Below are 13,818 nucleotides of genomic sequence, written 5' to 3' on the forward strand. Positions count from 1 at the left end.
ATGCCTTTAGTATACCCAAATATGCAATTGAGTGAGGTGGTGGAAGAACACCCCTCACTCATTCCCGTAATCAACCGGTTTGGGATTCGTCTCGGGCTTGGCGACAAATCGGTGAAGACGCTCTGTGAAGAACATTCGTTGGATACGGACTTTTTATTGACAGTGATCAATACCTTCCTCAACGAGGAGTATTTTCCGGAGAAGAAGTTACAAACTTTCCATACATCGCAGATCATTGATTACCTGACAAAGACGAACCAATACTATTTACGTTATCAGCTCCCCAATATAGAACGCCATCTAGGTTCCTTTATCTCGATGAGTACGCCCGGTAATCCTACTCTTGGATTGATAGGACGCTTCTTCTCCTCGTTCAAGGAAGAACTCATCGCCCGCATTGAGAAAGATGATAAGATATGGTTTCCCTACTGCATGTCGTTAAGTAAAAAGCTGGGAAAAGAACCGGCGGGAACGATCGATGGATTGCAAATCACCTCCGAGCAACGTACGGAAGATACCATCGAGGCCCTTTTAGCCGATTTAAAAAGTATCATGGTCAAGCATCTTTCGGGAGATTACGACGAGAATTTATGTTATGCCGTCCTCTTCTCCATCTGTAGTCTGGAGAAAGATATCAAACAACACAACCGGATCCGGTATCGAATCCTTACCCCCATGGTCTCGGCCATGGAAAAATTATGTATCTAACGATCTGAAATGCATCGAAACAAACAAATAGCGATCATACTGTCTGATACCCTAAGAAGTATTGGGCTGCAAAGCTTGCTGACCGACTACTTCCCCCCGGTAGAGGTTTGCTATTTTCCAAATTTCGAGATGCTTTCCTCCACAGGAAGCGACACCTACGATTACTATTTCACCGATTCAGATACCCTTGTGCTCAACGCAGATTTCTTCCTCCCGAGAAGAAACAAGACCGCCATCCTCATCGACAGCACCGAAGAACACGGGGCGCTCTCGTCTACGAACCGTATCACGTTACGTTCCTCCCAAGAGACCATTATCGAGCAATTGCAACAATTATTTACGAGCGACAGCTCCGGCAACACCACAACCGAAAACAACAAGGACCTATCCAGCCGTGAGGTAGACGTACTTCAACTGATCGTAAAAGGCATCACGAATAAAGAGATCGCCGATAAGCTGAACATCAGCTTGAACACCGTCCTTACCCATCGTAAGAACATCACCGCCAAGCTGGGCATCAAGACCGTATCCGGCCTCACCTTCTACGCCATCATGAACGGGATCATCTCCGGCGACGATATCGAACTATAGCGAAACCAACAAACCAGCTTTCAAAATCACTACATCTAGTGATTGACCATCCTGTTTCTTTACCGTTTCTTCGCGATTGAAAAAATATACTAACAAAAGAAATTCGATGAAGAGACACTACTTAGGTATCATCGCCCTAGGTGCGTTGGGGCTGCAAAATGTATACGCCGAGGACATCAAGGCTAACGAGAACGACACGATAAAAACCTATAACATGGGTGAGGTAATCGTGACCTCATCCACGAAGGAGACGAATAACCTCCGTACGTTACCCGGTTCCGTATCGATCCTTTCCCCACAAATGATCTCTGGCAGGCAGATCGACGCATTAAAGGATATAAGTTCTTTCGTCCCGAACCTATACATGCCGGATTATGGGGCAAAACTAACCTCGGCCATCTATATCCGCGGTATCGGAGCCAGAAGTAGCGGACAATCCGTGGGCTTATATGTAGACAACGTGCCTTATCTGGATAAAAGCACCTTCGATTTCGAGCTGACCGATATCCAACGCATCGAGGTATTACGAGGGCCGCAAGGAACCTTGTATGGTCGTAACGCCATGGGGGGCATCGTAAATATCTATACCATCTCCCCGTTCGATTACCAAGGAAAGAAACTCTCCCTATCGGCCGGAAGCTACGGGCAATATAAAGTCAAAGCCTCCCATTATGCTAAGTTGAGCGAGACCATCGGATTTACCGCCGCCGCTTACTATGACCATAGCGACGGTTTCTACACCAATGCCTACGATGGGAAAAAGATCGATAAGGAAGACAATGTAGGCGGCCGATTCAAGTTAGAAGGTCGCTTCAATCCGAACTTCCGTGCCTCCTACTCCCTTTCCGTAGATTATACGGATCAAGGAGCGTTTCCATATGGTATGTTCATCGGAACCGGAAATACCGATCACAAGTATGTAAATCCTATCAATATCAACGATCCCAGCTCTTATAAACGGACTGTTATCGCCAATAACCTGTCCCTCGAATACCGAAATGAGCACGTGATACTGAGCAGCACCACCGGTCATCAATATTTCAAGGATGACATGAAGATGGATCAAGACTTCTCCCCTCTCTCGATCTTCACCCTCAACCAAAAGCAAAAACAAAACGCTTTCAGCGAGGAATTGGCGATCAAGAGCAACACGAGAAATAATTACCAATGGTCCTTCGGACTCTACGGTTTCTACGATGATCTACATACGGACGGCCCGGTCGATTTCAAGGAAGACGGAATTAAGACCGTCCTTCAGCCCGTATTCGATCAATTGAAGAAAGATCACCCTAAGATGCCCTATCTAAAAATACTGGACGATCATCTTTATATTCCGGGTTCTTTCGACACCCCTTCTTACGGCCTTGCATTGTATCACCAATCCACTTATAACAACCTGTTCACGGAAGGCCTGTCAATTACTGCCGGTATCCGCTTGGATTACGAGAAGCAAAAGATGGATTACAATTCCGAGGCTAAGATGAGAATGGGTTTCGGCTTCGTAGAAAACGGACCGGTTATCGACATCGAGAAACTTTTCCCGATCCCAACCACCGTGATGGACGCCAGTGTCTCCCAAGACTTCTGGCAAGTACTTCCGAAAGTATCTTTAAAGTACGAATGCTCGTCAAACACGTTCACCTATGTGTCGGTAGCGAAAGGTTATAAGACCGGGGGCTACAACGTACAAATGTCGGCGGACGTGATGCAAAGCCAGATGCAATACGATATGATGAGCGCTTTCAAGGACATGATGCCGATCGAGGTCAAAGAACCTACCCCCATCGAGGAAGTAGCCTCCTACAAACCGGAGAAAAGCTGGAACTACGAGATCGGTATCCGTAGCGAGTTGCTATTCCAACGCCTAAGCGCAGAATTAACAGGTTTCTATATGGACATTCAAGACGTACAGTTGACCAAATTCGTGAACAGCGGCAACGGCCGTATCCTCACCAACGCCGGGAAAGCCAAAAGCTACGGTATAGAGGCCTCCTTGCGTGCCCGCATCATCGATGGGCTAACCGCCGACGTTAATTACGGTTTCACCCATGCTACGTTCCGGGATTACAACAATGGGAAAGAGGATTTCAAGAACAACTTCATCCCATATACCCCACGTCATACCTTCAACGTAGGACTGCAATACACCCGCCTGTTCCGTAACGCATGGATAGACCAATTCTCCGCCTCCGCCCAATTCAGCGGTGTCGGAAAGATCTTCTGGACCGAGCGAAACGACATCTACCAGAAATTCTACGGAACGGTGAACGCAAAGGTAGGCGTACGCAAAGGTATCGTCAACGTAAACCTATGGAGCCGTAATATAACGAACACCCATTACTCTGCATTTTATTTCGAGTCATTCGGAAATCCGTTTATCCAACTAGGTAAGCCCTTCCAAATCGGCGCGGAGGTGGCGATCGCCTTTTAAGCGCAAGCGTTCGATAGAAATGAAAAACGGGAGAGCCGGTTCTTACACCAGCTCTCCCGATAACATTTCACATAAAAACAAAATCGATCTTTTTTATCTAGCTATTTTAAAGATCGTAAGAAATATCAGCTTAAAGTACTCAAACAATGTAGGATGGTTAATATATCTCATATTGAGTTCTATTTTCGCCGGCATAATATCCTCAACATAAGTTTTGTCGGGATCTGAGGACTGTCCAAGTAACCTATTTTCATCCATATACACTATAGATGCGTAATCTGTAATACCCGGCCGGACAGCCAACACACGCCGTTGTTCAGTCGTATACATATCGACATACTTACGCACCTCGGGCCGAGGACCTACCAAACTCATATCCCCTTTGAGTACATTGATCAATTGAGGAAACTCATCCAATTTATACTTACGGATATAATAACCAGACCGTGTGATCCGTGGATCACGCCCTCCTACGGTAATAAGTCCCTTCTTATCAGAACCTACACGCATACTTCGAAATTTAAGCAACTGAAAATCTCGGTTGTTACGTCCTACACGAATTTGCCTATAAAAAACAGGTCCGGTAGAATCACACTTAATCCAAATTGCCAGAATAACAAACAAAGGACTTAGCAAGATAAGACCTATCCCGCTGGCTACAACATCAAAAAAACGTTTCAAATCGATTGATTATTTTATTGGGTAATAATATCAACAAAATTAGAGATCACATACTCTACGTCCTCATTCGTAAGACTGGTATGCAAAGGAAGAGTAATCTCGTTATGGTATTGGTTGTAAGCATTCGGATAATCTACGATATCAAAACCTAAATTTTTATAGGCTGTCATCATCGGTAAAGGCTTATAATGTACGTTACAAGCGATTCCACGTTCAGCCATCCGCTCTATCACAGCATTTCGATATTCCACATCCTCACCAAGCAAACGTACAAGATACAAATGCCCACTCGAAGAATGGTCATCACCAAAATGATCCAAGACCTGCACATCGCACCCCTTCAGTCCTTCATTATACCTCTCAATAATCTGACGACGACGATACAGCATTTCCGGATAACGCTTCAACTGTGCGAGACCAATACCCGCCATCACATCCGTCATATTACACTTATAATACGGAGCGACAATATCATACTCCCATGCCCCCAACCTCGTTTTAGCAAGCGCGTCCTTGTTCTGCCCATGAAGGGAAAGCAATTGAAACTGTTTATAAAGAGACTCGTTGTCAACCCCATCATGATTTCTCCAAGTCAACGCACCTCCCTCTGCTGTCGTAAGGTTTTTCACGGCATGGAAAGAAAAGGAAGTAAAATCAGCGATCTCACCACACATCTTTCCATGCCATTTGGCACCAAAAGCATGAGCGGCATCCGCAAGTACGATAACCCGACCGTACGCCTTCTGGATATCGTTCGCTGGCGAAAACAAATGTTTCTTGCTCTCTACAGCAGCGAATATCTTATCATAATCACAAACCACACCGGCAAGATCAACAGGCAGAACCACCTTTGTCCTCTCCGTGATCGCATCTGCCAACTTATCATAATTCATCTCAAACGAATCAGGAGCGGTATCTACCATGACAACCTTTGCCCCCACATGGCAAGTTACGCTTGCGGTAGCAGTATACGTATAAGCGGAAGTAATCACCTCGTCTCCTGGCCCAACACCCAAAACACGCAATATCAACTCCATACAAGCCGTAGCCGAATTCAAGCATACAGCTTGCTCCATCTGACAGCACATGGCAATTAATCTCTCAAATTCTTTTGTCTTAGGCCCCGTGGTGATCCAACCAGAACGAAGAGCCTCGGCAACCTCATTGATCTCTGCCTCTGACATATCGGGAGGCGAGAAAGATATCTTTTTCATAAAACAAACTATTAATAAGTACAATCTCAATAAGATCTAACCAAATAATAGATACCCATCAACTTTCACTGATATTATTGATTTGTAAGTATCCTTGTACTATTAGGAGAATATATTGTAAGATTTCTAATCGAAATTATGAATTTCTGTATCAATATACCTTTAAGCAAGCCTTTCGCTTAATATTGAGAGTAGAATCTTTCTAAACACCTCTACATCCATAAATATATCTTTTGGATGGTTATTACTATATATTGGGATGCAAATTCTATTAAATTATAATGATCCTTTCATTACATTTATCATTCGATCATACATATCACTTAAATTTCTTTTAGGAAACCACCCTAAATTTCTTAATTTTTGAGTATCCAAGTCTAAATATAATGTACTTGCATATCCCAATCTAGATATATCTTGTTCTTCTACTACAACCTGAATACCATATTTCTCAGCAACAAGATCTGCCATTTCATAAATAGAACAAAATGTATCTTCATTAGCCGCAGTATAAATTTGTCCGATTACACCTTTTAATAAAACTGTAAGAATTGCAGCCACAGCATCTGCTGTATATAAATAGTTTCTTTTCGTTTCTCCTTTAGTTTTCAATATAATATTTTCCCCAGTAATAGCACAACGAGCAAATTCTGCAAAAACTCTTCTATCATTGAAACTGACACCCGGCCCAAAGGTCTGAGATAAACGAACTATTTTAGTAGGGACTCCGTATTCCATTGCATAAGAACAACATAAGTTCTCACAAAGTTGCTTACTTAATGGATAGCTATTCCTAATATTTGTCGAATCAAAAGATCCAGCATCTTTCTCCGTCACTTTGTATCCTCTTTTAGGAGTACCAAAAACTTCCATTGTTGACAAATAGACAAAACCTTCTACCTTTTTTTCTCTTGCGAATTCCAAAAGATTACATGTTCCTTCAAATGAAACCCTTATTACTTCAACCGGATTACTCACAAAGTATCGACTAGATGTTGGATTGGCACCATGGATAATATAATCAATTTTACTAGCATTAATTATTATATTTGTTATATCACCAAGTACAAATTCCAATTCATCATAAGACTTAATAAATGTCTCATATATCTTTTTTGCCTTATCTTGATTCCTAATTAGTGCTATAACTCGTAATTTAAGATTCATCTTTCTACTCACATATAATAAAGTCTTGATTAAAGTTGAACCTATCAGCCCTGTAGCACCAGTAACAACAATTGTTTTTTCTTTTAGTTTTTTCCAATCTATATAATCAGCTAATAATATAGATTCCATATCATCTTCATATATCGACATACGTTGTATACCTTCACAAATTTTCATATACCCAATATTTGTAGATTCTCTCTTGCATCAATGATCGCTCTAAAAATATAAAAGTCCCCGGGAGTCGTAATTTTAATATTCTCTGGCGTTCCCTCAACAGTATACAATTTATAACCATAATTTTGCATTAAACAAGCAGAATCTACAAATTCTTTGCCACCGTCAACTTGAGCTCTATAGTGAGCATCCAAAATATCTTTTAAATAAAAACATTGCGGCGCCTTAGCCAATTGACATTGAGAACGATCTATAATTTGTCCTACTTTACCTTCTTCTCCTTTCAATGCTATAGTTTCTATAGCTGGAGAAACAGTTACAGCAGAACCATGTTTTCTTACACATTCTAAATCTTTTGTAATTGTTTCTTCATCAATAAGTGGCCTTACTCCATCATGAATCAAAACAATAGAATCTCCAGAAAACTGCTCAGCGGCCTTACTCAATCCTTTATAAATAGATTGTTGTCCAGTATTACCCCCAGGAATAATCGCACAAATTTTTGACAAATGATATTTTTCTGCCAAATCAAAACAGTAATCTAGCCAATCCTGAATACTAACTAAAATAATATGATCTATCTCATTATGTTGTTGAAATTGTTCCAATGTGTAAACTAAAATAGGTTTTCCATGTAATTCTAAAAATTGTTTTGGTCTTGTTTTCGTATTCATTCGTTGACCAGTCCCACCTGCAAAAACAATAGCAATATTCATTAAATCATTTTATTTTAACATTAAACATATTTATCACTTATTACAATAATAAATCCCTTTAAACTTTTTATATGACTCAGTCGTACTTAAATAAACAACTTCATGCTTCGTCACTCTATGTTCAATAGGAGGTAGCTTCATATAGTCTCCCCAAATTCTAGTCAAATAACGTTTATATCCCACCATTACAGGCAATTGATATCCCTCAAAATCTTTTCTTATCACATTTTCAAAATCCTTTTTTGGATGTCTCAATAGCATTCCATGAATAGCACCTATTAATTCTGTAACCTCAGCACAATCATTCCAAGAATATTTAGACATCTGTTTTTCCGCATGTTTCCACAATCTATAGCGTATATTTTGAGATGGTATAATTTTATATAGAATACTAGTAATCATCCTTATAATTAAGCCCTTATTATTAGGCAATCGCTGAACATTAAATAAGCTAAACATAAAAGCATTGAATAATTGTCTTAGTCGTTTAATAAAAGGTTTAGGACAACCATCAATGGGCATAATCTCTAAAGCTAAACCATGACAAATATCTTCTTGTACACTATGCTTATTTATATAAGTCGTCCCGACATCCCGAATAGAAGCACCTCCATCATGATAATTATGATCTTTATCAGTACGGCAATATACATATCGATTAGTATCTGAAAACTTATTCCAAATTTCTCCTAATTTTTCATAATCTTCACGCGGCATAAATAAATCAATATCATCATCCCAAGGTATAAATCCATGATGACGTTCTATACCTATAAGACATCCACCACAAAGTGAATATCTTAAATGATGTTTCGTACAAAAATCATCGAAATACAAAAGTATTTCTAACATTTTATTTTGTAATTCTTTAATATCTACTTGTTCAATTTTCATACTTAATTTTTTAGTATATGTAACTACTACCAAACATCCCTAGGTTCATAATTGTATGACAATAAGAACTTATCATCCAGTCCTTTATGAACTTTACACAGAAGCACCGACACAGCGTCATTTTTTATCAATTGTAATAATCTCAGATCATCACAAAAATCATATGTCACTAGATAAACAAATCTAAATTGACTCGCAAAGATTTCTTCAAAACCGCTTCAATACTTTGATAAAATCGATACCACAAGACCTTTGACAGTGACACATGGAATGGCATAATTTTCATTCGTTTATAATCTTTCACTATTTTTCTCCAACACAAAATCGGATTATGGAATATTTCATTAAGGTCATCTTTATAACTATGGCCAAAATTTGCGCCTACTACATTGGTCCCGTGTTGACGATATAAAATTGTACTCTCATCTATATAGTCATATACCCCCTTCTTAATGAGAATATATTCAACCCAATTATCATGAGCTCCCATAGTACCCTCAAATTGTCGGTAAGGAAGGACTAATTTCTTAGCTGCATGATTGAACATCTGTGTACAGCCATACGAGGCATGTCTATTTGTCCATTGTTTGTAAAAATTATGTACAAAATCAGGATTACGATTATCCCCTTTCCAAAGTGATGGCATTAAAACTGTCAAATTAGAGTTGACAACTGTTAAATCCGTAAAGACTCCAATAGCTGTATTTTCACTATATTTTTGTTCCAAACTTCTAAGATATAAATAGGTCCGCTCTATTTTATCTTCCATCCACACATCATCTTGATCGCAAAACATATAATAATCTGAATCTATCGATGATAATAGCTGCATAAAAGAACAGCCTGCTCCTAAATTCCCAAAACCATCAGACTTATAAACAATTTGATCTGGATACACTCTTACATACCCTTCTATAATTGAAACCGTTCCATCTGTAGATTTATCATCACGAATATATAACTTCCAATCCTTATATGTCTGATTTAGTAAAGAATCAATCTGCTCCCTCAAATAACGTTCACCGTTATAAGTTGACATTAATATTGCTACCATACTCTACGTTATTTAAATCTCTCAAATCTTTCTAAAGATCTCACACAAAGTCTCTCATAATTCACTCGATCCAATGCGAAACGCACTTTGGAAGCAACAAGTTCCACATCTGTCACATCCACACAATAACCATTATAATCATCCTCGATCAGTTCCGTAGGACCACCCAAATTGGGCACAATGGAAGGAATGCCATAAGCCATCGCCTCCAAAATCGTCATGCCAAAGGTCTCTATCCAAAGAAATGGGACAGACATATTTAACATTAAATCAGCACTATATAGATATGGATGAATATCCGATTGCTCAGGTATAAACTCTACGTTTGTAGGTATCGGTTCTGATATAAATGCATCTATCGCCTCCTTACTTGCACTCAATATCAAGCGAAAATGATACTCAGGAACAAGCGAGGCTAATCTTAAAAAATTAAAGATTCCTTTTATTTTCGACAGAGAAGCGATCATCAAGACCATATTCCTTTTACGCTCCGACAAAGGACGGACACGTACTTTAGCCATAAAATTTGATCCTAATTTATTATATCGGACTATTTCCTCACATCTAGAATCTCGGGCATATTGGGACATCGTATATTCCGATACATAAATCCGCTTGGCTACCGTATGAGTGAAAACAGATTCCATGACTCGTACAGAGAGTGAATTAGAAACAAATTTCTCGTGTATATGGTATACAATCCGTTTCCCATAAAGCCTACCAACCAAAGCGGCATAAAAAGGGACAATTGTATTAATATAAAATGTTTCATAACACCAACCATAAATCAAAGTGAGAAAAAATCCCTGCAATCGAACAACTAGAGCTGACAGTATAGGAATCGGACGACCATGGCAAAGAGGTTGCCAAAAACCGATCATCCGAACATTTGGCAACTCCGAAAGAAATCCCCTCCCATGATTCTTGTTCACAACTATATGCACTTCCTTATCTGCATACTCCGAGGATATTACATTCGCCAGTACACGGGTACTTCCCGTATAATCATTATTATTATGAAAAAAGAGGATAGATCTCATTTATAAGTCTTTTTACTTTTCAAGTTATCACTACCTAGTATATACATGCACATCACACAAAACCAATAAGGATAAGCGTTTTGGTATAAAAGAAGAAGTAGAATTAGCGTAAATACTCCGATCCTATATTTAAAGCTCATTAAATAGCTATATGTGTAAATTGCCAATCCCAAAATCAAACCTATTATCCCATTTTGAACAAGGTATTTTTTGTAACCAGACACACCTCCATAAATTGTTACATCTATAAGGCTATTACCTGTCCATATCTTTGAGGAGGAAATAAAGTACTGATACACCTTCTCAAACTCAGAGGATACTCGGTTATTCCCCACTATATTCCCGTCTTTATATTCCAGCCTATCCCATATCGAGGTTTGTAAGATATCTGAATATCCAGCAAAATTCATCAAATAGATAAGCAGACCAATAAATACAATTCCAACCAACAAATTTCTCAAACTATGTAATGATAGATTGAATAAAAAATACCCTATGAACAACGTCACATAACCTGCCAATGACAATGTAAATAACTCACAGATGAACAATATCCGTACATATTTATTTCTCATATCAAACCCATTTGCCATAATTAGAGGAACTATCCCCATTGTCATGTGTCCCGGCTCCATGAAAATACTCATAAATCTAAGATCCGGTCGATTCACATACAGCATGAAGGTATAGAAGTTTTGACAAACATACTGATTATTGTTAAACGTGATAAGGGAAGGGTCGAACGGCATAATACCTGCAAAAAACAATAAATAAGAAACTAACGAGACGAGAACCAAACAAGCCGTCCATTTCGTTATAAATCGTAATATATACTGCTTATCAACACTTTTCAAAGAGAATAAATATATCCAAACAACAAACTTTCCTAAAGAAGTGTATCGTCCTATATCTCCACCGATTATATTCCATAACACAGATGACAATAAAAGAAATGACCAAATAAGGTTCTTCGTTGTCACGCAAAAATGCCCCGATTCCATTAAGCCTATATAAATCGAGACTAACGCCGCTATCAGTATAGTGAATTCCCGCACATAGTTACCCCACATATACCATGGATACATCGCATCCAAGAAAAGAAAGAATATACAAAGTGTATACAGTCGAAACAACTTACTCTCTTTTTCCATCATCTTTTCTTTATCACCCCTGCCAGAACACCGCCAATAATGGAATAAGGAGGATAGACACCACGAGTGACTAAGGCTCCGACAACCACCACGCAACTATCACTTATCATCACGCTATCCAAAATCGTAGCCTTAGCGCCGATCCAGCAATCATTACCTATCTTTATTCCCTTACGGTTCACACCCTGCAAACGTATGGGAATGGGAGTATCATCTATATGAATCTTAGTCGATACGGACACGTTTGCATTCACCAAACACCTAAACTTAAATACAGCAATCATATGCCCTATTATTTTATTGATTATCTATTGAACAAAATAAGAAGTCTGTATCCTTTTATCAATATTTAGCACTCTACCGCATAGTCTTCCAACCAAATCATAAATTAATGAGTTCATATTCAACTCTTATTCATACAGCCAAATACTTAATTGATCTTTCTCTAAACTCCGCCAGCAAACGATCTACCTTGGCGTAATCGATCTTTAAACTCGCTCTTCCTGACGCTTGCTCCAGCAAGCGATCCTTTAACTCCAATCGCTCCAACAAAGCGGCAGAACGCCCTCCCAAGTTTCCCATGCCTATCACATAGAAGGGCTTATGGAAAAGAACGGAGAAAACAGTTCCATGGAAGGAAGAGGTAACCACGAATGCTGCTTCCTTGAAATAGGAGACAAACGATATAGGATCCAACGTCTGCAAACAATGTTGCCCGGGTTTGGACAAGCGTGGCACAACGGTAATCTCAACTATCTCGTACCCCAGTTCCTTGCTGATCTTACGAGCTTGCTCCATACAAGCCTCCGATTGTAGCAGGTTATAACAAAGCACGTATGGATACTTTCGTTTGATAGGGAGACAGCGCTTTTCCCAGTCCTCCTTTATCAGCAATAATACAGGATCACAAACCACCCGCACCTCTTGATCCGTCAACGGTCGAACCAACTCTGCCAACTCAACCTCACGAACGGACAGGGCATCCAAATTTTGTAACAACCCCGGCAGAACCTCTCTCTCCCCCTCACTCAAACGGCATGGCGACATACTGGCGGCATACGAAATACTCCGGCAAGCCAATCCTTGACCAAAAAAGACCGGGTCGAACTTTCCTCCGGTAAGGCGAGTACTCCAAATCTGGTCGCTTCCTACTATCATGAGATCTAAATCCGCATAATTCGAGGTAGAATAATAGGGAATCAGATGGAGTTTCGTTCGCATAAAATTATCAAAGCCTTCCCAACGCTTTCCCCTGATATCAAATAAGAAAGGCTCCGTAAGCAGACGCTTCACCGCACGCAATAGATTCCGGGAAATCCAATGCCAAAGGGCATGCTTAGCATAACTTTTCACCAAATAGCTTGGTCGGTAATCTATTACATATACCTCATGCCCTTGGCCTTTCAAGTATTCCTGTAAAGCGTAACATTGCAGCATCGCCCCATAATTATGGGCACAATGGAAGGTTAGTACTCCTATTTTCATTATTTTCTCCGAATTACTTTTTTCACATTTTGTTTCAATCCCACCGACAACAATCCCAAAACAAAACCTACAAGTCGTCTCCGGAATGCCTTTACCTCCGCTTTCCATCCAAGAAGCCCGTACTTCTTCAAGGTTCTCTCGAACCCCAATCTCGCATAGTCCTTCTCAAAAGCGATCCGCTCGGGATGCAAAATCGATGGATGGCACAATTGAGGTTGTAAGCAATCTTCTAATGGAATGGCCTTATATTCCATATTCCCCTTTACTTGCTCAAACCAATTCTCACCTTTATCCGTATTAACCAAAATCAATGAGCAGCCTTTGTTATCCGCACCTAGATCAGCAGCGGAAGTATTCTCTATACCCCAAAAATCCGCCACGGTTATATCCGATGGCCGATGCGTATTCGTATAAGGACACTCGCCACATGAACGGCGAAGCATGATATGGGTATAAAATGTATTAGTGTATGTATTAGTGTATGTATTAGTGTATGTATTAGCGAAAAG

General features: G+C 39.8%; 13 protein-coding genes. 3 read left to right on the forward strand and 10 right to left on the reverse strand.

Annotation, left to right across the window (positions count from 1 at the left end; genetic code table 11):
• The first annotated feature begins 21 nt into the window (after positions 1-21).
• From QVP94_RS18290 to QVP94_RS18300, 3 genes are all read left to right on the forward strand, one after another.
• Positions 22-708: a LuxR family transcriptional regulator gene (locus QVP94_RS18290; RefSeq protein WP_005858717.1), complete on the forward strand. Its 687-nt coding sequence runs from the start codon at positions 22-24 to the stop codon at positions 706-708.
• A gap of 9 nt (positions 709-717) precedes the next feature.
• Positions 718-1,299, forward strand: coding sequence for a helix-turn-helix transcriptional regulator (locus tag QVP94_RS18295; RefSeq protein ID WP_012056204.1), 582 nt, complete (start codon positions 718-720; stop codon positions 1,297-1,299).
• Between the two features lie 106 nt (positions 1,300-1,405).
• Entirely contained in the window at positions 1,406-3,730 is a 2,325-nt protein-coding gene (locus tag QVP94_RS18300) for a TonB-dependent receptor (protein ID WP_022193173.1), read from the forward strand.
• 93 nt (positions 3,731-3,823) lie between these two features.
• Here the strand turns inward: QVP94_RS18300 and QVP94_RS18305 are convergent, their stop codons facing one another.
• The 10 genes from QVP94_RS18305 to QVP94_RS18350 all read right to left on the reverse strand — a co-directional run.
• Positions 3,824-4,411: a sugar transferase gene (locus QVP94_RS18305; RefSeq protein WP_022193174.1), complete on the reverse strand. Its 588-nt coding sequence runs from the start codon at positions 4,409-4,411 to the stop codon at positions 3,824-3,826.
• A gap of 14 nt (positions 4,412-4,425) precedes the next feature.
• Entirely contained in the window at positions 4,426-5,625 is a 1,200-nt protein-coding gene (locus tag QVP94_RS18310) for a DegT/DnrJ/EryC1/StrS family aminotransferase (protein ID WP_022193175.1), read from the reverse strand.
• A 276-nt stretch (positions 5,626-5,901) separates the two neighbouring features.
• Positions 5,902-6,969 (reverse strand): NAD-dependent epimerase/dehydratase family protein, encoded by a 1,068-nt coding sequence (locus tag QVP94_RS18315; RefSeq protein WP_022193176.1) that lies wholly within the window; start codon positions 6,967-6,969, stop codon positions 5,902-5,904.
• Positions 6,966-7,685 carry an IspD/TarI family cytidylyltransferase gene (locus QVP94_RS18320; RefSeq protein ID WP_022193177.1) on the reverse strand — a complete coding sequence of 240 codons (720 nt, stop codon included), beginning with the start codon at positions 7,683-7,685 and terminating at the stop codon, positions 6,966-6,968. The genes QVP94_RS18315 and QVP94_RS18320 overlap by 4 nt, the downstream gene beginning before the upstream one ends.
• Positions 7,686-7,718: 33 nt before the next feature.
• Positions 7,719-8,579 (reverse strand): LicD family protein, encoded by an 861-nt coding sequence (locus tag QVP94_RS18325; protein ID WP_022193178.1) that lies wholly within the window; start codon positions 8,577-8,579, stop codon positions 7,719-7,721.
• 169 nt (positions 8,580-8,748) lie between these two features.
• Complete coding sequence (locus QVP94_RS18330) at positions 8,749-9,633, reverse strand: glycosyltransferase family 2 protein (protein WP_022193179.1); 885 nt, start codon at positions 9,631-9,633, stop codon at positions 8,749-8,751.
• Positions 9,634-9,641: 8 nt separating this feature from the next.
• Positions 9,642-10,673: a glycosyltransferase family 4 protein gene (locus QVP94_RS18335; protein ID WP_022193180.1), complete on the reverse strand. Its 1,032-nt coding sequence runs from the start codon at positions 10,671-10,673 to the stop codon at positions 9,642-9,644.
• Between the two features lie 1,150 nt (positions 10,674-11,823).
• Positions 11,824-12,108, reverse strand: coding sequence for an LbetaH domain-containing protein (locus QVP94_RS18340; protein WP_022193182.1), 285 nt, complete (start codon positions 12,106-12,108; stop codon positions 11,824-11,826).
• 130 nt (positions 12,109-12,238) lie between these two features.
• Positions 12,239-13,309: a polysaccharide pyruvyl transferase family protein gene (locus QVP94_RS18345; RefSeq protein ID WP_022193183.1), complete on the reverse strand. Its 1,071-nt coding sequence runs from the start codon at positions 13,307-13,309 to the stop codon at positions 12,239-12,241.
• Positions 13,309-13,818: Coenzyme F420 hydrogenase/dehydrogenase, beta subunit C-terminal domain (locus QVP94_RS18350; RefSeq protein ID WP_288213314.1), on the reverse strand; the 510-nt coding region annotated here is incomplete at its 5' end. The genes QVP94_RS18350 and QVP94_RS18345, both read right to left, overlap by 1 nt.

The sequence above is a fragment of the Parabacteroides sp. CAG:2 genome (genome assembly GCF_000436315.1).
GTDB classification, from domain to species: Bacteria; Bacteroidota; Bacteroidia; order Bacteroidales; family Tannerellaceae; genus Parabacteroides; species Parabacteroides distasonis.

Bases quoted from the DNA above. Each gene is read 5' to 3' on its own strand.
- QVP94_RS18325 (WP_022193178.1), bottom strand. From the start codon at position 8,579: ATGAAAATTGAACAAGTAGATATTAAAGAATTACAAAATAAAATGTTA.
- QVP94_RS18300 (WP_022193173.1), top strand. From the start codon at position 1,406: ATGAAGAGACACTACTTAGGTATCATCGCCCTAGGTGCGTTGGGGCTG.
- QVP94_RS18295 (WP_012056204.1), top strand. From the start codon at position 718: ATGCATCGAAACAAACAAATAGCGATCATACTGTCTGATACCCTAAGA.
- QVP94_RS18290 (WP_005858717.1), top strand. From the start codon at position 22: ATGCAATTGAGTGAGGTGGTGGAAGAACACCCCTCACTCATTCCCGTA.
- QVP94_RS18315 (WP_022193176.1), bottom strand. From the start codon at position 6,969: ATGAAAATTTGTGAAGGTATACAACGTATGTCGATATATGAAGATGAT.
- QVP94_RS18310 (WP_022193175.1), bottom strand. From the start codon at position 5,625: ATGAAAAAGATATCTTTCTCGCCTCCCGATATGTCAGAGGCAGAGATC.
- QVP94_RS18335 (WP_022193180.1), bottom strand. From the start codon at position 10,673: ATGAGATCTATCCTCTTTTTTCATAATAATAATGATTATACGGGAAGT.
- QVP94_RS18340 (WP_022193182.1), bottom strand. From the start codon at position 12,108: ATGATTGCTGTATTTAAGTTTAGGTGTTTGGTGAATGCAAACGTGTCC.
- QVP94_RS18320 (WP_022193177.1), bottom strand. From the start codon at position 7,685: ATGAATATTGCTATTGTTTTTGCAGGTGGGACTGGTCAACGAATGAAT.
- QVP94_RS18330 (WP_022193179.1), bottom strand. From the start codon at position 9,633: ATGGTAGCAATATTAATGTCAACTTATAACGGTGAACGTTATTTGAGG.
- QVP94_RS18345 (WP_022193183.1), bottom strand. From the start codon at position 13,309: ATGAAAATAGGAGTACTAACCTTCCATTGTGCCCATAATTATGGGGCG.